We start from the raw sequence: 21,738 nt of genomic DNA, 5'->3' as shown, positions 1-21,738 counted from the left end.
AAAATGGCACACTATCCCGGTTATACCGTCCTGCGCACCGAGGACTGCCCCGAGCAGCACGGTACTTTGACCCTGCTCACCCATGACGTCAGCGGCGCAGCCGTGCTGCTGGTGGAGAACGAGGACGTCAACAAGGCCTTCGGCATCGGCTTCGGCACCTTCCCCTCCGATGACACCGGCGTGTTCCACATTCTGGAGCACTCCGTGCTGGCAGGCAGCGAAAAATACCCGGTCAGCTCCCCCTTTGTGCAGCTGCTCAAAAGCAGCATGGCTTCCTTCCTCAATGCAATGACCTTCCCGGACAAAACGGTCTATCCCTTTGCCACCCCAAACGAGACCGATTTCTGCAACCTGATGGATGTCTACCTGAACGCGGTGTTCTGCCCGCTGGCTATGGTGGACTCTGCCGTGTTCAAGCAGGAGGGCTGGCACCGGGATGCAGACGGCACGGTCAGCGGTGTGGTCTACAATGAAATGCAGGGTGCACTGGCCTCCCCGGATGCCCAGCTGCAAAACGCCCTGCAACGGGCGATGTTCCCGGATACCGCCTACGGCTTTGTGTCCGGCGGCGACCCGGCGTCCATCCCCGCCCTGACCTACGAGAAATACCAGCGGGTGTACCGCCGCCATTACAGCGCCGACAACTGCTGCATCACCCTGTACGGCAAGATGGACATGGCCGATAAGCTGGCGCGGCTGGATAAGGACTACCTGTCCAAGATGCCCAAGACCGCTGCCCGTCCCCGCCTGACCATGCAGGACGAGCAGCCCGGCGCATTCGTGGAGCTGCCCTACTACACCGACCAACCCAAGCCGGACGAGGTGCAGTGCGCACTGGCATGGTACACCGGCGCATTTGCCGACCGAGAGCGGCAGCTGGGTGTGGAGATTTTGCTGGGCGCGCTGCTGAGCACTAACAGCTCCCCCCTCAAGGCCGCGCTGCTGGCTGAGCAGTTGGGCGCAGATATCGACATCGGCTTTGACGACAGCACCCTGCAGCCCACCTTGGAGCTGCTGCTGCGCGGTGCTACGGTGGATTCTGCCCGCAAATTTGCCCCCGCTGTACGCAAGGCTGTGGACGAGCTGCTAAAGACCGGCATTCCTCACGACCTGCTGCTGGCTGCTTTGAACGAGGCCGAGTTTGCCTCGCTGGAGCGCCCGGGCAGCCTGCCGGACGGCGTGCTGGACGCCATCAACGCCGCCACCGGCTGGCTGCATACCGGCGATGCCGCCCTGCTGCTGCATACCGACAAGCTCTTTGCCGCCCTGCGCAATAAGCTGGAGGAGGGCTGGTTCGACACCCTGCTGCGGGAGCTGTTTGCCCCCGCCCCGGTGCAGGTGGTGCAAATTCCCACCGCACCCAAGACTGAGGACGCCGCCGCCCCGGCGCGTACCGATGGCAAGCTGGTGCTGGAGCACCCCCTCACCGCCGCCGACCTTGGCGCAGGCGATGCCGCCCCGCAGGGCAGCGCCGAGCAGCTGGCCGGTGCCACCCTGCTGCGCCACCCCTCTGCCGGCAGCCTGTACCTGAATTTCTACTATGATCTTGGCACTGTCACCCCGGAGGAGCTACAATACCTGAACCTGCTCACCGATGTGCTGGACGAGCTGGACACCCCCGCCCACACCGCCCAGCAGCTGAACACCCTGCGCAGCACATGGCTGGGCGACAGCCGCGCCCAGCTGGATCTCTGGACCGGGCGGCAGGAGGGTTCTCCCTGCCACGCGAAACTCACCCTCTGCCTGAGCCTGCTGGAGCGCAGCTTGGAAAAGGCGGTGGAGATCGGCGGCGAGTGGCTGTACGATACCACCCTTACCAGCGCTGCCGCCGAAGCGGCCTATGCCCGGGTGGTCAACCAGCTGAAATTGCGCATGGAGCAGCTGTTCATCCAGCAGGGCAACGAGTTTGCCTCCACCCGCGCCCGCGCCCATTATTATGTAGAGGGCGCTGCGGACGAAGCCTGCACCGGTGTGAGTTATTACCACTTCCTGTGCAGTCTGCTGGAAAAGGCCGACTGGTCCGCACTGGGCGCAAAACTGGATGCTGTGCGCCGCCGGGTGCTGCAAACTGCCGCCCTGACCGTCAGCCTGCACGGCACCGAGGACGCACTGGAAAAGCTGCGCACCCTGCTGCCGGAAAGCCGCTTTGCCGCCGCCCGGCGCACCCCGGCGCAGCCCTACACCCAGCCCCTGACGCCCCCGGTGAACGAAGCCTTTATCATTGACGGCAGCGTGAACTACGATGTGCTGGCATGGCCCATGCCCCGGGACAGCCGCCGCCGGGTGCTGGCACGGGTGATGAGCTACGAATACCTGTGGCATACCATCCGGGAGGTGGGCGGTGCCTACGGCACCGGAATGCTCTGTGCCGACGGCATCGAATTTTTGTACACCTACCGGGACCCCCACCTGCGGGAAAGCTACGATGCCTTTGCAGCCGCCCCCGCCGCCCTTGCCGCCCGGGACTACACCGCCCGGGATCTGGACGAGTTCATCGTGGGCACTGCTGCCAAGCTGGACACGCCCCGTAAGGCGCGTGCCGCCGCCCGGGAGCTGGACCGCCGGTACTTCTGCGGCATCACAGACGAGATGCGCGCCGCCGACCGCAAGGCGCTGTGCAGCGTGGACGCTGCCCTGCTCAAAACACAGGCCGCCGCCCTGTCTGACGTGCTGTCCGGCGGTGTGCGGGTAGCCTTTGGCAGCAAAGACGCCGTGGAAGCGGCAAAGGATCTGTTCGACCGGGTAGAGACGCTGTAAGCGCCGGTCATTTGTAAAAATATTTTATTTGTAGTTCCGAAACACCCGCAGGGTGTTTCGGAACTACTTTTTCCCACACACACTTTTTCTGCACAAATTGCCTGCATTCCGTCCAAACTACCAAAAAAAGCCAGATTTTTTGTGAGATAAGTCATACTCATTTAAGAAAATTTGAACAAATTGCGAAATTTGTGTGTTTCCGGTGTGGACAAAAACGTTTTCAGCTGATAGAATGGAAGCTGTTCTTTCTCCGCCGTCCGCAACCGGCGGAGTGTTTTATTGGAAGCAGGAGGTTTCTCATGTTAGAAAAGTTCTTTCACCTGAAAGAAAACCACACCGATGTAAAGACCGAGATCATGGCCGGTATCACCACCTTCATGACCATGGCTTACATCCTTGCCGTCAACCCCAACATCCTGTCCGCTGCGGGCATGGATTCCAAGGCTGTGCTGATCGCCACCGCGCTGGCATCCTTTATTGCCACCGCACTGATGGCTGTGCTGGCCAACTACCCCTTTGCACTGGCTCCCGGCATGGGCCTGAACGCCTACTTTGCCTACACGGTCGTGCTGACCATGGGTTACAGCTGGCAGCTGGCCCTGATGGCCGTCTTTGTTGAGGGTGTCATCTTCATCGCACTGTCCCTGACCAATGTGCGCGAGGGCATCTTCAATGCCATTCCCATGACCCTGAAGAGCGCCGTCAGCGTGGGCATTGGCCTGTTTGTGGCCTTCGTTGGCCTGCAGAACGCCAAGCTGATCGTCAACAGCGATTCCACGCTGGTCACCTACCAGCACTTCAAGGGCGCAACCTTCCACAGCGTTGGCGTGGGCGCTATTCTGGCTCTGCTGGGCGTGGTCATTACCGCCATCCTGCTGGTCAAAAAGGTCAAGGGCGGCATCCTGTACGGCATCCTGATCACCTGGCTGCTGGGCATCGTGTGCGAGCTGACCGGCATCTACGTCCCCGATGTGGAAGCCGGCATGTACTCCGTCATCCCCACCGCCTTTGTCAGCTTCGACTTCTCCGCACTGGGCGAGACCTTTGGTCAGGTGTTCAAGACCGACTTCTCCGGTGTCGGCCTGCTGAACTTCTTCGCCGTGATGTTCTCCTTCCTGTTCGTGGATCTGTTCGACACGCTGGGCACCCTGATCGGCGTGGCCTCCAAGGCTGATATGCTGGACGAGGACGGCCGTCTGCCCAACATCAAGGGCGCACTGATGGCGGATTCCATCGGCACCTGCGTGGGCGCTGTGCTGGGCACTTCCACCACCACCACCTTCGTGGAGAGCGCCTCCGGCGTTACCGAGGGCGGCCGCACCGGTCTGACCGCTATGACCACCGGCGTGCTGTTCCTGCTGGCTACCATCTTCAGCCCGCTGTTCCTCACCATTCCCAGCTTTGCTACCGCTCCGGCTCTGATCATCGTGGGCTTCTACATGATGGGCTCTGCCATCAAGATCGACTTCAATGATCCCAGCGAGGGCATCCCCGCCTTCCTGACCATTCTGGCTATGCCCACTGCTTACAGCATCTCCGAGGGTATCGCCATCGGCATCATTTCCTGGACCATCATCAATGTGATCACCGGCAAGGCCAAGGAGAAGAAGATCAGCCCGCTGATGTATGTGCTCACCGTGCTGTTCATCCTCAAGTACGTGTGCCTTTAATTCCCTGAGCGTCTAAAAAAGCCAAGCACCCCCTGCGGTCTGCCCGTACAGGCCGCAGGGGGTGCTTTTTTTGTGCAGTTGAAAAGAGGCCGCAGCCCTTACAAAAACAGCCGCGCCCCATCTGCTGGTTCAGACGAGGCGCGGCCTTTTGCGGTATTTGGTTTGGGGTATAGGAGGAATCATGTCCCTAAGAGGGGGCTTGCGGTTTTCCCCCTCCCGGTGACTTTATGATACCCCAAAAATCCCGCGAAATTATGCTTATTTTATGAATGTGTTGTAAACATTACTCCGGGGCTTTCATGCTTTCCACCATGCTGATGCTTCGGACGTGCCGCCGCATCACAAAGCAGACCACCACGGTAAACACCATGGTCAGCGCCACCGCCAGCAGGTAGCTGCGGGGCGCAATGGTGCGGATGAACATGAGCTGATCCATCTCCACGGTCAGCACGATGAACTTGTGCAGCGGCACCCCCAGCGCCAGACCCACGCCGGAGCCGATAAGCGCCAGCAGCTCGATCTCGCGGAAGATGTAGCGGTACACTTCCTGATCGTAGAAGCCCAGCACCTTGATGGTCGCCAGCTCCTTTTTGCGCTCCCCAAGGTTGACGCTGATCAGGTTATACAGCACCACTGCCGCCAGCGCCGCCGCGCAGATGATGATCAGCACCACCACATAGCCCAGACTGACGATGAGGTTATCGAACAGTTCGGTGGTGTCCTCGGTAAAGCTGATGCTGCTGACATAGTTGCAGTCCAGCAGGTCGGTGCGCAGGGCGTTATACCCGGCAGCATCGGTGCAGGTGGTCTGCCCGTAGACCGTGTTCCACGGGATGTCTGCCGTGCCCAGCAGGCTTTCCAGCTGCGCGCGGGGGAGGTACAGCCGGGTGAACATATAGTTTTCCGTGATGCCGGTCAGGGTCAGCTCCACCCGGATGCCCTCGGCGTTTTCCACCCAGAAGGTATCACCGGTGTGCAGGCCCAAGTTCTCGGCGGTCTTTTCGGTCAGGATGGCGCTGCCGCTGTCAAAGCTGATGGCCTTGTGTCCCTTGCGGGTGCGGAAGGTGACGTACCGGGTCAGGTCGCTGTCCTTGGCCGCAGCCACGATGCTCACGCTTGCACTCTCGCCTTCGGTATTGTAGATGGTAGTGGATTTGGTATACACCGCGCCCCAGTTCTGCACGGCGCTGTTGCTGTCCAGCTCCTCTGCCAGCCCCTGCTCCATGGTCAGGGCTTTGGGGTCGCTGAGGGTGATGGACATATCGTTGTGGGTCAGCTCCGTAGACTGCTTTGTGACGATGGGCAGCAGGGAATCCTGTATGCCAAAGCCGATGAGCAGCAGCGCGGTGCAGCCCGCCACGCCCAGCACGGTCATGAAGAACCGCTTTTTATACCGGAACAGGTTGCGGGCGGTGGTTTTTTGGGAGAAGGACATCCGGGACCACAGCGGGGTGATGCGCTCCATCAGGATGCGCTTGCCCGCCACGGGAGCCCGGGGCAGCAGCAAAGCTGCGGTCTTTTCCGCCAGACTGGAACGGCAGGCGTACCATGTGGCAAAGCCGATGACGGCAGCGCTGATGCCCACGCTGGCAGCTGCCATGCCCGGGTAGAAGTACAGGGTGAAGGTGGGCAGGGTGAACACCAGTTGATAGGCGTTCCAGATAATGATGGGGAACACCACAAAGCCCACCACCATGCCGACGATGCTGCCCAGAATAGTGGCCAGCAACGCGTAGAACAAATACTTGCCCGCGATGCTGAAGTTGGAGTAGCCCAGCGCCTTTAAAGTGCCCATCTGCAGGCGGTTCTCGTCCACCATACGAGTCATGGTGGTGGTAGCCACCAGCGCCGCCACAAGGAAGAAGAACACCGGGAACACCCGGGCAATGGCGTCCATGCGGTCGGCGTACTGGGCAAAGGTGACGCAGCTCATGGTGGAGGTGCGGTCCAGCACATACCACTCGCCCTTTTTGATCTGGCTCACCTGCTCTTCGGCATCGTTCAGCTGGGCAAGGCCGTCTGCCAGCTTCTGCTCTGCCTCGGCCTTCTGGCTCTCGTACTCGGTACGGGATTCTTCCAGCTGGGTCTGCCCGGCGTTATATTCTGCCCAGCCCTCTTCCAGCTGCTTTTGTGCGGCATCGAACTGGGTGTAGGCGCTGGCTGTGCCGGTGGTCAGCTGCAATTGCCCCTGCAAAAGCTGCAATTTCATCTTGCGCAGCGCAGCCTTGGCTTCGGTCACCAGCTGGTCGTTGGAAAGGTTTGGCGAGGAGATCAGCCCCTGCTTGTACATCTGCCGCTTGCCTGCATCCAGCTGCTGCTGATAGCCTTGCAGCTGGTTATAGATGTTGTCGTAAGCGGCCTGCGCCTTTGCCAGCGCATCCCGCAGTTCAATATAGTCCTCGTCCTCCGGCTCGGCCTCGTCCAGCGCCTTTTCGGCGTTGCGCAGGGCAGCTTCCGCGTAGGTCAGCAGGGGGTCTGCCACCTTTTTCAGGTTGACCAGCATCTCGATTTGCTGTAACTGTTCCTCAAATTCCAGCACCTGCTCCTCGCTGCTCACCAGCTTGTCGGCACCGCTCTGCATGGTGTCCGGCAGGGCAGCCTTCTGGGCAGCAAGCTCCTTTTCCCCGGCTTCCAGCTGCGCCTTGGCGGCATCCAGCTGTGCCTGTGCGTCCGCAAGCTTTGCCTCGGCTTCAGCGAACTGACGCTCGGCTTCGGCCTTCTGGCTGTCGTACTCCGCGCGCGCTTCGGTCAGCTTGTTGTTGGCGGTGTCCATCAGCTCTTCCCGCCGGGCGGTGCACTGCACGCTCTGGATGGCCTTGAGCTTTTCCGCTACGGCATCCACGGCCGCCTGATATTCATCGGAATAATTACAATACAGTCCGGCGTTTTCCGCCTTGATATAGCACGCCGTATAATAATCTGCGGTCAAAGTGCCCTCCGGCACAAACAGGATGCAGTCCAGCTGACCATCGCCCACGGTGCTGCTCTCGGAATCGGAGGAAAAATGCAGCGGGTCCTGCACCGTGCCCACCACCGTGAACACCTGCCCGCTGACCCCCTCGGTCTCTTCCGGCAGGGTCAGCTGGGTGCCCAGCTCCACCGGGCTGCCGTGGCCCATCACATGCACCACGCACTCCCCGGCAGCTTCCGGCATCCGGCCGGACAGCAGCACCAGACGGTTCATGTTCTCCGGCGTATCAGCCTGCGGGTCGGCAGGCAGCTGATACAGCCGCGCCACCGTGGTCTGCTCGTCCCCTGTCCAGTGTCCTTCCACGTCCTGATACTTCACCGCCTGCACGGCGTCTACCCCGTCCACAGCGGCAATGGCGTCGATATCGCTCTGACTGAGGCCAAGGGTGGACAGCACCCGCAGGTCGAACACATTCTGCTGCACATAGTACTTCTGGGCAGCGGTGCGCATATCGGGGGCAATGCACATCAGGCCGGTGAGCATCATCACCCCCAGCGCCACGATGCCAAACAGGGACACCACCCGGCTGATGCTGCTTTTCATCTCGCGCAGGATATTTTTGCGGTAACTTTTCTGCACAGTACTCACCACTCGATCTGTTCCACCGGCACCGGGTGCTCGTTGACCCGATTGGACACGATGCGGCCGCTGCGCACCTGAATGATGCGGTCAGCCATACCGGTCAGTGCCGTGTTATGGGTAATAACAATGACGGTGCGTCCGGTCTTGCGGCAGGTATCCTGCAAAAGGCCCAGCACCTGTTTGCCGGTGCGGTAGTCCAGCGCACCGGTGGGCTCGTCGCAGAGCAGCAGCTTGGGGTTTTTGGCCAGTGCGCGGGCAATGGACACCCGCTGCTGCTCGCCGCCGGAAAGCTGCGCCGGAAAGTTGTTCAGCCGCTCGCCCAGACCCACGCTGCGCAAGGTCTCGGCGGGGTCCAGCGGGTCGCGGCAGATCTCACTGGCAAGCTCCACGTTTTCCAGCGCGGTCAGGTTCTGCACCAAGTTGTAGAACTGGAACACAAAGCCCACGTCATACCGGCGGTAGGTGGTCAACTCCCGGGCGGAAAAGCGGCTCACGTTGCGGCCGTCCAGCCAGACGTTGCCCTCGTCGCAGCTGTCCATGCCGCCCAGAATGTTCAGCAGGGTGGTCTTACCCGCGCCGGAGGGCCCCACGATGATGCAGAACTCGCCCTTGTCCACATAGAAATTCAGGTGGTCTGCGGCAGCGATCTTCACACTGCCGGTCTGGTAATATTTACAGACATCTTCAAACTCCACAAAATGCTCCATGGCGTTTTTCCTTTCTGTCGGAATGCAAAGTATTTCAACTTAAATATAGCATAAACCCACCGGGATTTGCAAAGCCCCCGGCACGAATTTTCAAAAACTTAACACAAGCCGCCGCAAAACATAAAAAGGGACACAGGAGCGTCCGCAGACGTTCCGGTGTCCCGAGATATAAAGCTTCTGTACCGCCGCGCGGCGGGCATTGTCAGCTTATTTTGCAGCGTACCAGTCTGCGCTGGGCTGATGCTTACCGGCGGTCACGGCATTGCCCTGATAGTACAGGGTGCCGTCCGCACCGCGGCTGTAACGGGAGAAGAACTCATTCCAGATGGCAACGCTCTCCTCCTGCAGGTAAACGTGAGGGGTATCCTTGACCACGGTGTACTGCACCAGCGGAGCGTTGCCACCCATAAAGCTCTTGGTCACAAAAGCGCCATCGTAGGAGGTGCTTTCTGCAACAGCTGCCTCGTTGGTGGCGTTGTGGGCGTTCCAGCCCTGCAGCGCCTTCACCGTACCGTTATCCTCCACCAGCTCTGCCACACCTGCCGAGTCGTACTCGCCCAGGAAAGCCCATGTCGGCAGCAGAACAGCGGGGTCAAGCTCCGGCAGCGGGGTAAGCATATAGCCGACCGGAGCAATAGCAGCAAACCGGCTTGCATAGCGGCAGGCGGTAGCCCAAGTCATCAGGCTGCCGTTGGAGTGACCGGTGGCATACACACGGGTGGTGTCTATGCTGTAATCCTGCTCCATGCGGTCCAGCAGACTGTTGATAAACTCCAGATCCACGCTGGGGTCGGTATCCTTACCAGCCAGTGCGGCAAAGGGACCTGCCAGCCACATGGCGGTGGGAATGTTGCCCATCAGGTCTGCGGGACGTACCAGGCCCTGCGCAAACACCACGATAAAGCCATTCTGCTCTGCCACCTCGTACCAGCGGGACTCTTCGGCAATGGCATACATGGAAGCGGTGTAGCCGTGCATCACCAGCACCAGCGGCACCTTTTTGCTGCCAGTGTAGGTAGACGGAACATAGCCCATCCAGCGGCGCAGCTCGCCGTTGACCCACTCCTCATGGATATCAAAGCCCCGACGGGTAAAGTCCTCTGCCTTTGCTACGCGGCCCGGCAGCTGCAGTGCCATAAAGCGCTTGAACTGACCGGAGAACTTTTCCCAGATGGCTGCCGGGCACTGTGCCTTTTCGGTGACCCACACCTCGGCGGCAGAGCCTGTACGGCTGCTGACATACACGCCGTTTCCCTTTGCCACAGCCTGATTGGCGTTCAGATAGAACTTCAGCGCTGCCTTATTGGTAGTATCCGCCTTGGAACGGACGAACCAAACGGGAGTATCCACCGTCTTTGCGGCAATGGCTTCCTCCTGCACGCCGCGGGTGGAGTCGCCGGGGAAGGGCAGCACATACTCGCCGCCCACTGCCTCCAGAGAAGCTGCCGGGACCTCAACGGCATCCACGGCGCAGATGGAACTGAAATCGCTTGCCCAGCGAGCGCCGAACAGCAGAGCGGCTGCGCCGCCCTCCTTGTAGCCCACCAGTGCAGTGTGGGACTTGTCCATGGAGAATGCGCCGGATAGCTTAACACCCTTCTTGCGCATGAGCTGATACAGTGCATCCAGCGCTGCTGCGTCATCACGACCGGCAGAGCTCAGGGAAAGGTTCCAGCTGCCGCCGTTTTCAGGACCGAAAAATGCAACGGCGATCTTATTTTTGCACGCCACCGTGCGCCACATACGGCCTGTGACCGAGCCGGAGAACGCCTTTGCGGTGGTGTTGTCCGGGGTCAGCACGATAACTGCCGGCGCCCAGGGATCCATGCCGTCGGGCAGGTAATAGGTAGCAGTACCAACATTCTGACCGCCCACCATTACCTGCGCATCATGAAACAGACCCACATTCACATTCAAATATGGATTCTCCGGGTCATAAGCAAAGGTCTTGCCATCGCTCAGACCCATAGCAGCGGTCTTGCGATCTACGGTAGTGTGCAGATTTCCGTTGGTCTGGTCCAGCTCTGTCGCAGCCAAAGCCGAGGGTGCCATAGCGGCTACGGTAGCACCCAGCGCGGTAGCGGCGGAAAGCTTCATAAAATCGCGGCGTTTCATAGTGTTTTCTCCTTCTTGTACGTGTCTGCGTACTTTGTTATGCCCAGCTTTGAAGGCCGGACTCGCTTGCTTTTTCTCCGACTTTTTTCTTCACAGCAGGTGCCTCCCTGCTTCAATCTTGTACAAAGAATACCATTTATATCATGATTTGTAAATAGTATTTAGTGCCTTTTGTTACAATTAATATATTAGTATATTATTTTTTGTGAAAAGAGCTGATTCGCGAAAGCACCCTATAACGCTGCTGTTTCTCATGGTACACTTTCTTTTCTCTATGAAAGCGCAAAAAGCCCCTGCACGCAGGGTGCAGGGGCTTTGGAACAGCTTCTTACTTGCGGTTTGCCAGCAGGTTCTCGATCTTCTTCAGGGGGTCGATGATGCTGGAAACAGACATATCGTGGTTCAGGGCCACCACAAAGTAGGCAGCGTACTTGGAAACATCCACGTCCACATACCAGTCGCGGGTCAGCAGCTCGGGCATACGGTAGGTCAGGTTGGTGCCCACAACGTAGGTCAGGGTGCCGTCTGCCACAGCCTTGTCGAACTTCTCCAGACCGCTGGTGAACAGGGGGAAGGTGGCGTTGGCGATGATGTTGGTAGCACCGCGCTCCTTCAGGTTGCTGGCGACCTCCAGCATACTCTCGCCGGAAGCAATGATATCGTCTGCGATAAAGACGGTCTTGCCCTCCACGCTCTCGCCCAGATACTCATGGGCAACGATGGGGTTGCGGCCGTTCACCACGCGGGTGTAGTCGCGGCGCTTGTAGAACATACCCAAGTTGCAGCCCAGCACGCTGGAGAAGTACATGTTGCGGTTCATAGCGCCCTCGTCCGGGCTGACCACGGTGAACTTCTCCTTGTCGAAGGACAGGGTGGGGTCCTTCTTCAGCAGGCTCTTGAGCACCTGATAGGTGGGCATGGCGTTATCAAAGCTCATCAGGGGCACTGCGTTCTGCACGCGGGGGTCGTGTGCGTCAAAGGTGATGATGTTGCGCACGCCCATGGTCTGCAGCTCCTGCAGGGCCACAGCGCAGTCCAAGCTCTCGCGCACCACGCGGCGGTGCTGACGGCCGCCGTACAAGCTGGGCATGATGACGGAAACGCGGTGTGCCTTACCGGCCACAGCCTGAATCAGACGCTTCAGGTTTGCAAAGTGGTCGTCCGGGGACATGTGATTCTCGTAGTTGAACAGCTTGTAGGTGACGCTGTAATTGCCCGGGTCCACCACGATAAAGATATCGTCGCCGCGGACAGACTCCTTGACCAGACCCTTGGCGTCGCCGCTCTGGAAGCGGGGGCAGTCGCAGGAAATAATGAAGGTGTCTTTTTCAATTCCGGCAGCCTTTGCCCAACGGACAAGGTGCTTGTCGATCAGGCCGGTCAGCTCCTCGGCACCGGGGCAGGCGATCAGCCGCATATCCGCCACACTGGGCTGCTCAAAGAAGGACTTAGGGGAAATTTCAATAGACATAGTCACATAACTCCTTATTGCTGTTTACCATCCGTACCATGCACACAAGTGCGCATATCTAGTTTTATTTTATCACATTTTGTCGATTGTTCCATATCAATTTGTTTCATGTGTGGATTTTCTGCGCCTTGCACAGCTGTTTTTCCTTTTCCTTCAAGAGAATGTGAGTTTCTTACAAAAACCCGACCAAATCTTTACCGTTTCGCAAAGTTTATCTGATTTTTGAGGAAAAGTAATACTTTTTACCGTACCATTTTCTTTTCCCTGTGACGCAAAAGAGCCGCTGCACGGTCGGGTGCAGCGGCTCTTCTCTTCACTTACCTTCTATCAGGGTAAAACGCTTTTTACAGGGCAGCAACGGCAGCCTTCAGGGCATCCACGCGGTCGGTGTTCTCCCACTTCACGCCCAGATCTTCGCGGCCCATGTGGCCGTAGGCGGCCAGCTGGCGGTAGATGGGCTTGCGCAGATCGAGGTCACGGATGATGGCGGCGGGGGTCAGGTCAAACACCTTCTCCACTGCCTGCTCGATCTTCTCGTCTGCCACCGTGCCGGTGCCGAAGGTATCCACCATGATGGACACAGGCTTTGCCACGCCGATGGCGTAGGCCACCTGCACCTCGCACTGCTTTGCCAGACCCGCAGCCACGATGTTCTTTGCCACCCAGCGGGTAGCGTAGGCTGCGCTGCGGTCCACCTTGCTGGGGTCCTTGCCGGAGAAAGCGCCGCCGCCGTGGCGTGCATAGCCGCCGTAGGTGTCCACGATGATCTTACGGCCGGTCAGGCCGGTATCGCCCTGCGGGCCGCCCACAACAAAGCGGCCGGTGGGGTTGATGTAGTACTTGGTGTTCTCGTCCAGCAGCTCAGCGGGGATGGTAGCCTTGATGACCTTTTCCATCACGTCTGCCCGCAGCTGCTCCATGCTCACGCTCTCGCTGTGCTGGCTGGAGATGACCACGGCGTCCACGCGCACAGGCTTGTTGTTCTCGTCGTACTCCACGGTCACCTGACTCTTGCCGTCCGGGCGCAGGTAGTCCATCTCGCCGCTCTTGCGCACTTCGGTCAGGCGCTTTGCCAGCTTGTGGGCAAGGCTGATGGGCATGGGCATCAGCTCGGGGGTCTCGTCGCAGGCATAACCGAACATCATGCCCTGATCGCCTGCACCGCCCACCTGATCGTTGGTGCCCAGTGCAATGTCGGGGCTCTGGCCGTCAATGTTGGAGATGACGGCGCAGGTGTCGGCGTCAAAGCCGAACTTTGCGCGGGTGTAGCCGATATCGGCCACCACCTCGCGGACGACCTTCTGGAAGTCCACATAGCAGTTGGTGGTGATCTCGCCCATAATGTGCACAAGGCCGGTGGATGCGCAGGTCTCGCAGGCCACGCGGGCGTTGGGGTCGTGGGTCAGGATCTCGTCCAGAATTGCATCAGAGATCTGGTCGCAGATCTTGTCGGGATGTCCCTCGGTGACGGACTCCGAAGTAAACAGGTGTCTAGCCATTTTTTGCCTCCTAAATGTTGCAGTTGCGTGTATTTACCATTCCATCAAGTTTGTTCTGAAAAATAAAAGCGCCCAGAGCCGAAAGCTCTGAGCGTTGCACTCTTATCTTCCGGTTTCCCGCAGGATTTGGCACCTTACGCTCTCGCGCAGGTTGTCGGGCTTCACAGGGCCTGTCCCCTCAGCCGCTCTTGATAAGTCGGTATTCAATTGGTACGCCACATATTCTATCATTGCAGCGTCAGATTGTCAAGATAAGTCGCACTTATTTTAGACATTCCTTTTAAATTGATGGAGCATTTCCCTGCTCCGGTGCGGCATGGCCATCCCGGGCGGCGTGGAAAGCGCGCTTTTCCGCGTACATCCGCTGATCCAGCTCCACCAGAAACTTTTCCACGCTGCCGCCCTCGTACTTTGCCACACCAGTGGAGAAGGACAGCTGAAAGCTGCCCACCGGAGCGGTTTCGTTATAGTGCTGCACCCGCCGCTCGATGGCGGCGCAGGTCTTATTCAGAAGCTCCTCCGAGCCGTGACGGATCAGCACCATGAACTCATCGCCGCTCATGCGGATGGCTACCGAGTTTGCCACCAGCGCCCCGGACAGGATGTGCCCGATCTCCTGAATGGCGCGGTCGCCCTCGGCGTGCCCGTAGGTGTCGTTGATCTCCTTGAAGCAGTTCACGTCCATCATGATGCCGTAAACGTCCTTCTCCTGCGTGGCGTGGATGCGGTCCAGACAGTAGTTCATGTACTTGCGCCCAAACAGGCCGGACAACTCATCGGTATAGCCGCGCAGGCTGCGGGTCTGGCTGTCCACAAGCACAAAAGCGATGGCTACCGACAGCCAGCCAAAGGCCATGCCGTAGAATGCGCCCTGCAACAGCGTGCCCACCGCACAGGTGACCACGAAGTAGTACACCGGAAAAAATTCCACCGTAATGCCATCGCGCTTCGCTTTATGCACCTGCCACACGCTCTCGGCGTAATAGCCGAACAGCAGCAGATACAGCAAAATATTCAGCGGGCCCCGATGGTAAGCGTTGTCCGCCGAAATGGAAAAGATCCACCCCGTGCCAAAAAGGTTTGCCACCAGCAGCACCAAAAGCGCCAGCAGCGGCACGCCCAGCAGCAGATGCCTTCTGCGCAGGCGTCCAATGCTGCGGTAGACCCGGAAGTCCACATACAAACACCACGCATAGCCCACGCACACGGTAGCGCCGGTGCAGACGGTGTTGGTCAGGTACAGCCAGAACCGGCTTGCCGCGCCGGGCACGCCGTCCAGCAGAAAGCTGATCGTCTCTGTTGCCTGTGCCAGCAATGTCACCACCAGAATCCGGCAAAACAGCTCTGTTCCCACGCTGTTTTTACTCTCGCCGCGCACCCGCAATAAAAGCAGAAAGCTTACCAGCACCGCCCCTGTGCCATTGGCCACAAGGATCTCGGGTATATTCATTGCATTTCCTCCTCTGCCCGCCTTACCCCATAAAGCGGGCAGCCTCCTGTTTTATACAGTATTTATCTGTATTATACACCCTGCCGCGCCCTGCTTGCAAGGCTTGAGCGCAAAAAAGGCCGCTGCACAGCAATTTGTGCAGCAGCCCTTGAGAGATCATCCTTTGCAGTTCAGCCAAGCCCAGAGCTTTGCCGAAATACTTTTTTTGCAGAAAACTTAATAGCCCTTTGCCTGCTCGCCGTTCAAAATCTTGACAGCGCGGGAGGTGCCCAGACGGTCAGCGCCCAGTGCAAGGAAAGTCTCCATATCCTCCACGGTGGAAATGCCGCCGGCAGCCTTGACCTTGCAGCGGCCATGCACACCTTTGACCATCAGCTCCACGTCGTGGAAGTTGGCACCGGCGGTGGAGAAGCCGGTGCTGGTCTTGATGTAGTCGGCACCGGCCTCGCAGACGATGTCGCACATCTTTTCCTTCTCTTCCTCGGTCAGCAGACAAGTCTCAATGATGACCTTTAGAATCTTATCGCCCACAGCCTGCTTCACGGCACGGATGTCCTCGCGGACGGCATCGTACTCCTTGTTCTTCAGGCGGCCGATGTTGATGACCATATCCACCTCGGCTGCGCCGTTGGCGATGGCAGTCTTGGCCTCAAAGGCCTTGCTGGCGGTATCCATGGCACCCAGAGGGAAGCCCACCACGCAGCACACGGGGATGCGGCCTGCCATATACTCCACAGCCTGCTTGACGTAGCAGGTGTTGATGCAGACGGATGCGGTGTGGTTTGCAATGGCTTCGTCACACAGCTGCTGGATCTGGGGCCAAGTGGCCTCCGGCTTCAGCAGGGTATGATCGACATGGGACAGGATCTCTTCGCGGTTCATGCTCGTTCCTCCGTTATTTTACTTGCTGGCACGGCGCACCTTTGCCATGCCCACAGCGCTGAGTGCGATCGCAGTCACCGATGCCGTTGCACCAATGATGCCCAGCACCAGACCAGAGACTAGGAATGCGAACCCTTTCAGACCACGTTTCATACTACCGTACCTCCTGAAAATTATTGTTTCTTTTTAAAGATAATGAGCTTGCTGAACACATAGTTCAGCAAGATCACCAGTACATTGGAAAAGACCTTCACGGCAAGGCCCCACATTGCCTGAGCATCGTAGGCGCTGGTGACGAAGATGGCTGTGGGGCCGTCCGCCCCGCCGATGACGGCAATGGCAGCGGAGCCATCTGCCACGGCGGCATGGCTCCCGGCAAAGCTGTTTGCCATGTAGAGGGTAGTATCCGGACCCAGCCAGCCCGCCACGGCGCCCAGCAGACCCTGCATGGCGGTGTCCACCAGCGCCGCCCCCTGTGCGGCAAAAAGATTGCCCCCCACCATCATGATCACGGCATCCAGCACCATGGTGCCCAGACGGCAGGTGACAAAGGTACCGAACTCTTTCGCCATCGCTTTGCCGGTGGTCTTGCTGCGGAACACGAACGCGCGGTTGGTGCAGTAGGCAAACAGGATGCACAAAGCGTTATCCAGCACATTGCCCCAGCTGTTGGCGGCGGTATAGCCGAACAGTCGGCTGAACAGTGCATACAGCACAATATTCAGCAGGGTGGTCAGCACGCCAAAGATCAGGTAACTGAGCACTTCCCAGTGCTTTTTGAAAAACTTTATCATGGCTTTGTTAACAAAAACAGCCCCGCCGCCGTTTTCCCGGCAACGGGGCTGCAGATCGCATTGTGTCAGAAGCTATGCTTTTGCACGAAGGGCTGATTACTCAGCGTCGTCGTTCAGCAGAGCCTTCATGGACAGGCTGATGCGCTTCTTGTCGAAGTCAACATCCAGCAGCTTCACATCGACCATATCGCCGACCTTCAGTGCGTCGGAGACCTTCTCAACGCGGTCATTGCTGATCTCGCTGATGTGGACCAGACCGTCAACACCCGGCAGGATGCGGACGAATGCACCAAACTTGGTCAGAGAAACGACCGGAGCGTGGAAGGTGCTGCCGATGGGGTAGTTGTTCTTCAGCTGCTCCCAGGGGTTGTCCTCGGCCTTCTTGTAGCCCAGAGAGACCTTGTGGTTCTCGGTGTCGATATCCTTGACATACACTTCGATGGTGTCACCAACGGAGACGACCTCGGAGGGGTGCTTGATGCGGTTCCAGCTCAGCTCGCTGATGTGGCACAGGCCGTCAACACCACCGATGTCAACGAATGCACCATAAGAGGTCAGGCTCTTGACAACGCCGGTGTAGGTCTTGCCCACCTCAACGTTTGCCCAGAACTCCTCGCGCTTTGCCTTGTTCTGCTCAGCGGTCACCTTGTTGATGCTGCCCACGATCTTGCGGCCAGAGCACTCGGTGACGACCAGCTGAACGTGCTGGCCGACCAGAGCAGTGTAGTCCTCGTCGCGGCGCATAGTGGCCTGAGAACGGGGAACGAACACCTTGACGCCCTTGACGTTGACGACAACGCCGCCCTTATTGAACTCGGTAACATCGCCCTCGACGACTTCACCGGATTCTGCTGCCTTGGCGATCTCTTCCATGCCCTTGCGGGATGCGAGCTTCTTACGGGAGAGCTGGATGACGCCATCCTGATCCATAACCTTCTCGACGATGAGGTCCAGCTCATCGCCAACCTTCACCAGGTCTTCGACCTTGGCGGAGGAATCATCGGTCAGCTCGCTCAGCTTGACAAAGCCGGTCTGCTTCGCACCGATATCCACCTGGATCTCGTTGGCAGAGATGCTGGTCACGATTCCTTTCACAATACTGCCTGCATGAACTCGCTTTTCTTCGGATGCGTTCAGCATCTCCTCAAAGCTCATGTTGTCATTGATTTCTGCGCTCATACTGTTAAGTACCTCCTCAATAATAGACGATGGCGTTGAAGCCCCGGCTGTCACGCCCGCCACTTTAACATCTGCAAACCATTCCGGCCGAAGTTCGCTCGCTGTTTCGACCGTTACGGCACGCGTGTGTTTTGCGGCGACCTGTACCAGCTTTTGGGTATTGGAAGAATGATGACCGCCAATGACAACAACAATGTCGCATTTTTGGCTGAGGTCTTCCGCTTCCTGTTGCCTCGCCCACGTCGCATTACATATTGTATCAAAAATTCGGGCGTTTGTATAGGCTTTTTTGAGAAACTCCGAACTTTCTTTCCATTTTGTTACCTGAAATGTGGTCTGTGCAACTGCAAAAAGGGGTTTTTGGGGGTCAGAAGGGCCGTTCCACGCCTTTAACTCGGCTAAATCGGCAAAAACGAACACCTCGCCCCGGGTGTGTCCCACAATGCCCTGCACCTCCGGGTGGGTCTTATCCCCCGCCACCAGCAGCACCGCACCCTCTTTTTCAGCCTGCGCGGCAATGCGCTGGATCTTCTGCACAAAGGGGCAGGTGGCATCGTGGTAGGGGATGCCGTTTGCCTCCAGCTCATCGTAAACGCTGCGGGGTACCCCGTGGCTGCGGATGACCACCTCGCACCCGGCGGGCACATCCTGCACGGTGTTTACCACCTGTGCACCCTTGCGCCGCATATCCTCCACCGCCTGCGGGTTGTGGATCAGCGGGCCCAGCGTTGCCACCTTATGCCCCTCTGCCAGCAGACCGTAGGTCAGTTCCACGGCACGGTTCACACCAAAGCAGAACCCCGCCGTTTTCGCCAAACGGATCTCCATTTTTACGCCCCCATCTTTTCCCATGCTTCCAGCAGCGCCTGCTTGTTGGCACGGAGCTTTTTGGTATCGCGGCGGCCTTCCATCGCAAACTGCGTTGCGGGCATCGGCTCACCGTAGATCACCCGCACCTTGCAGAACAGGTGCATTCTTCCGTCCGGAGTATCGTACAGGATGCGGCAGGGCACAACGTCCACCCCTGCCTCGGCGGCAATGACGAACAGACCGCTCTTGGGGGGCAGAAGCTTGCCCTCTTTTTCGCGGGTGCCCTCCGGGAAGATGAGCAGGGTCTTGCCCTGCTTGCAGGCCTCCACCGTCTGGGAGATGACCGCCATCTCGTCCTTGGTGCCGCGGACGCACACGCCGCCGCAGCAGCGGAAGAACCAGGTCAGAAAGGCGTTGATCTCGAACAGTTCCTTTTTGGCGAACACCACCATCCGCCTGCCCCACCGGGTAACGACGATGAACACCGGGTCGATGGCAGACACATGGGTAGGTGCAAGGATGCAGCCCTTCGTCTGCACCTTTTTCAGGTTTTCGCGCCCCTCCACCCGGATGCGGAAGCCGATGTGCCACACAAGCCACGCAAGGGGCACCAGAATATAATATAGTACCATTTTCTATTCCTGTCCTGTTTGTTTTATCAGCCGATCTTTTTGGCAATGATCTGCTTCATGGCGTCAAGGCTCTGCTCAAAATCCAGTTCCGAGGTGTCCAGCAGCACGGCGTCCTCTGCCTGCTTCAGCGGAGCGGCGGCGCGGTGGGTGTCCTGATAGTCCCGCTGCTTCACATCTGCCAGCACTTCCTCGTAGGGGGTGTCGATGCCCTTGGCCTGATACTCCTTCCAGCGGCGGGTGGCGCGTGCCTCCGGGCTGGCGGTCAGGAAGATCTTCACCGTAGCATCCGGCAGCACCACCGTGCCGATATCCCGGCCATCCATCAGCACATCCTGCTTTTTTGCCATGCTGCGCTGCAAGTCCAGCAGAAATGCCCGCACGGCGGGGTTTGCACCCACGGCAGAGGCTGCCATGCCCGCGGCTTCGGTGCGGATGGCGGTGCTCACGTCCTCGTCCTTTAAGTAGATGTGCTGCTCGCCCGCAATGGAAGCCAGCCGCAGCTCGATTTCCGGCAGCAGGGCGTCCACCGCTGCGTTGTCCTTGGGGTCCTTGCCCGCGCGCAGGGCGTACAGGCCGATGGCGCGGTACATTGCACCGGTGTCCACATAGATATAGCCCAGCTCTGCCGCCAGACGGCGTGCCAGAGTGGATTTGCCTGCACCCGCAGGCCCATCAATTGCAACAGATACCATGTGATATGTTCTCCTTATTTATATATAGTACACAGCAAAACGGACTGCGCTGCTTTTTTACAGGTTATTCGCAAAGCTCTGTGCAGTGCAGAAAGCGATCTGCAGATTGTAGCCGCCGGTGTAGGCGTCCACGTCCAGCACCTCGCCCGCAAAGTACAGCCCCAGCGCCTTTTTGCTCTGCATAGTCTTGGGGTCCACCTCCCGCACCGATACGCCGCCGCTGGTGATGACTGCGTGGGCAAGGTCGCCCCGGGCGTCAATGGGCACCTGCCAGTGCTTGATCAGCTGCACCAGCTCCCGCTTCTGCTCCCGGGTGATCTGGTTTGCCTTGGTGGCGGGGTCAATGCCCCAGCGCGCCACCATCACCGGCTGCATACTGGAGGGCAGCAGCTTGACCAGCGCACCCTGCGCCGCATGGTTTGCCAGCAGGGCAAAGTCCCGGGTGATGCGGTCGTACAGCTGCTCCTCGCTCAGGGCGGGCTTCAGGTCGATCTCCGCAATGTACCTGTGCTTTTTCATGTCCCCCAGATGGCTGGACGCGCTCAAGGTCAGCGGCCCGCTGATGCCAAAGTGGGTAAACAGCATCTCGCCCTGCTCGTCAAAGATGGCCTTGCCGTCCTCCAGCAGGGTCAGGGTGACGTTTTTCAGCGCCAGACCCATCATCTTTTTGCAGTCCGGGTCACGGCTGACAAGGCTGACCAGACTGGGCACCGGCTCCACAAGGGTGTGTCCCGCCTGCTGCGCCAGCTTGTAGCCATCGCCGGTAGAACCGGTGGTGGGGTAGCTCACGCCGCCGGTGGCCACCAGTACCGCGTCCGCCCGGTACTCCCTGCCGGAAGTGCCCCGCACGCCCACGCAGCGCAACGCCGGGCCAGCCTTTTTCTTTTTGGGGTGGCGCGGGTTTTCCGGTGCCGCCGGGGCGGGCTCTGCCTCCGGCACGACCTCTTCCAGCAGCAGCTTTTTTGCGCCGTCGTGGACGATGTCGGCATCCTGCGCATAGCGCAGCAGCGCCTGCCGGATCTCCTCGGCCTTATCCGATACCGGGAACACCCGACGGCCACGCTCCACCTTCAGCTCCACGCCAAGACCTTCGAACAGCTCCATGGTCTTTGCCGGGGGGAACGCCCCCAGCGAGGAGTACAAAAAGCGCGGGTTCGTGCGCACATGGCGCAAAAACTCCTCTGCCGGGCAGTCGTTGGTCACGTTGCAGCGCCCCTTGCCGGTGACAAGGATCTTCTGCCCGGGCTTCTCGGTATGCTCCAGCACCGTTACCTGATGTCCCTGCCGCACGGCGGCACCCGCCGCCATCAGTCCGGCTGCCCCGGCTCCCACGATCAAAACCCTTGCCATCTGTCATCCTCCCAAAATCGCCTGTTGATTCTATTGTATCATACCAGAAACCCCGCGCAAAAGCAATGCAGCGCCGCAGGAAATGAATGGATTTTCGGTTCTTTACCCTCTTGACAAAGCCGCCGGGCCGCTGTATTCTTTTTACAGACCGTTAGTTTGTAAAAAGGAGTATCCGCC

General features: G+C 58.9%; 16 protein-coding genes and 1 riboswitch. Of the genes, 2 read left to right on the top strand and 14 right to left on the bottom strand.

From position 1 onward, the window contains the following. Window positions 1–3 precede the first annotated feature (3 nt). The gene (locus tag MTP36_RS03040; protein WP_249253505.1) at window positions 4–2,757 is read left to right on the top strand and encodes an insulinase family protein; all 2,754 of its coding nucleotides are present in this window, start codon (window positions 4–6) and stop codon (window positions 2,755–2,757) included. A gap of 299 nt (window positions 2,758–3,056) precedes the next feature. Continuing rightward, window positions 3,057–4,427, top strand: coding sequence for an NCS2 family permease (locus tag MTP36_RS03035; RefSeq protein WP_249253503.1), 1,371 nt, complete (start codon window positions 3,057–3,059; stop codon window positions 4,425–4,427). 283 nt (window positions 4,428–4,710) lie between these two features. On the opposite strand, the gene MTP36_RS03030 is transcribed toward MTP36_RS03035, so the two are convergent. The 14 genes from MTP36_RS03030 to MTP36_RS02970 form a co-directional block, all read right to left on the bottom strand. Further along, window positions 4,711–7,941 (bottom strand): ABC transporter permease, encoded by a 3,231-nt coding sequence (locus MTP36_RS03030; RefSeq protein ID WP_249253501.1) that lies wholly within the window; start codon window positions 7,939–7,941, stop codon window positions 4,711–4,713. 41 nt (window positions 7,942–7,982) lie between these two features. Continuing rightward, window positions 7,983–8,687 carry an ABC transporter ATP-binding protein gene (locus MTP36_RS03025; protein WP_249253499.1) on the bottom strand — a complete coding sequence of 235 codons (705 nt, stop codon included), beginning with the start codon at window positions 8,685–8,687 and terminating at the stop codon, window positions 7,983–7,985. A 207-nt stretch (window positions 8,688–8,894) separates the two neighbouring features. Beyond that, window positions 8,895–10,802: an alpha/beta hydrolase family esterase gene (locus MTP36_RS03020; protein WP_249253498.1), complete on the bottom strand. Its 1,908-nt coding sequence runs from the start codon at window positions 10,800–10,802 to the stop codon at window positions 8,895–8,897. Window positions 10,803–11,130: 328 nt separating this feature from the next. Continuing rightward, on the bottom strand, window positions 11,131–12,273 hold the full coding sequence (locus MTP36_RS03015; RefSeq protein ID WP_118657789.1) for a ribose-phosphate pyrophosphokinase: 1,143 nt from the start codon (window positions 12,271–12,273) through the stop codon (window positions 11,131–11,133). A gap of 344 nt (window positions 12,274–12,617) precedes the next feature. Further along, window positions 12,618–13,772, bottom strand: coding sequence for a methionine adenosyltransferase (metK, locus tag MTP36_RS03010; protein WP_015536632.1), 1,155 nt, complete (start codon window positions 13,770–13,772; stop codon window positions 12,618–12,620). 99 nt (window positions 13,773–13,871) lie between these two features. After that, window positions 13,872–13,970, bottom strand: a riboswitch (SAM riboswitch). An 82-nt stretch (window positions 13,971–14,052) separates the two neighbouring features. After that, window positions 14,053–15,222, bottom strand: a complete 1,170-nt coding sequence (locus MTP36_RS03005; RefSeq protein ID WP_249253496.1) for a GGDEF domain-containing protein — start codon at window positions 15,220–15,222, stop codon at window positions 14,053–14,055. Window positions 15,223–15,244: 22 nt separating this feature from the next. Next, entirely contained in the window at window positions 15,245–15,400 is a 156-nt protein-coding gene (locus MTP36_RS03000) for a hypothetical protein (RefSeq protein ID WP_249253494.1), read from the bottom strand. A 38-nt stretch (window positions 15,401–15,438) separates the two neighbouring features. Next, a complete protein-coding gene (deoC, locus tag MTP36_RS02995) occupies window positions 15,439–16,104 on the bottom strand; it encodes a deoxyribose-phosphate aldolase (protein WP_005927144.1) in 666 nt (221 codons plus the stop codon). 18 nt (window positions 16,105–16,122) lie between these two features. Next, window positions 16,123–16,257 carry a hypothetical protein gene (locus tag MTP36_RS15925; RefSeq protein WP_005927141.1) on the bottom strand — a complete coding sequence of 45 codons (135 nt, stop codon included), beginning with the start codon at window positions 16,255–16,257 and terminating at the stop codon, window positions 16,123–16,125. A gap of 20 nt (window positions 16,258–16,277) precedes the next feature. Then, window positions 16,278–16,898: a GtrA family protein gene (locus MTP36_RS02990; RefSeq protein ID WP_097784729.1), complete on the bottom strand. Its 621-nt coding sequence runs from the start codon at window positions 16,896–16,898 to the stop codon at window positions 16,278–16,280. A gap of 96 nt (window positions 16,899–16,994) precedes the next feature. Further along, complete coding sequence (locus MTP36_RS02985; protein ID WP_249253492.1) at window positions 16,995–18,905, bottom strand: bifunctional 4-hydroxy-3-methylbut-2-enyl diphosphate reductase/30S ribosomal protein S1; 1,911 nt, start codon at window positions 18,903–18,905, stop codon at window positions 16,995–16,997. A gap of 2 nt (window positions 18,906–18,907) precedes the next feature. After that, a complete protein-coding gene (locus tag MTP36_RS02980; protein WP_249253490.1) occupies window positions 18,908–19,519 on the bottom strand; it encodes a lysophospholipid acyltransferase family protein in 612 nt (203 codons plus the stop codon). Window positions 19,520–19,545: 26 nt separating this feature from the next. After that, complete coding sequence (gene cmk, locus MTP36_RS02975; RefSeq protein WP_249253488.1) at window positions 19,546–20,211, bottom strand: (d)CMP kinase; 666 nt, start codon at window positions 20,209–20,211, stop codon at window positions 19,546–19,548. A 57-nt stretch (window positions 20,212–20,268) separates the two neighbouring features. Next, a complete protein-coding gene (locus MTP36_RS02970) occupies window positions 20,269–21,561 on the bottom strand; it encodes an NAD(P)/FAD-dependent oxidoreductase (RefSeq protein ID WP_249253479.1) in 1,293 nt (430 codons plus the stop codon). Window positions 21,562–21,738: the final 177 nt, after the last annotated feature.

This window comes from Faecalibacterium sp. I4-1-79 (assembly GCF_023347235.1).
Taxonomy (GTDB): Bacteria; Bacillota; Clostridia; order Oscillospirales; family Ruminococcaceae; genus Faecalibacterium; species Faecalibacterium tardum.
This window is presented reverse-complemented; position numbering and strand designations above follow the sequence as displayed.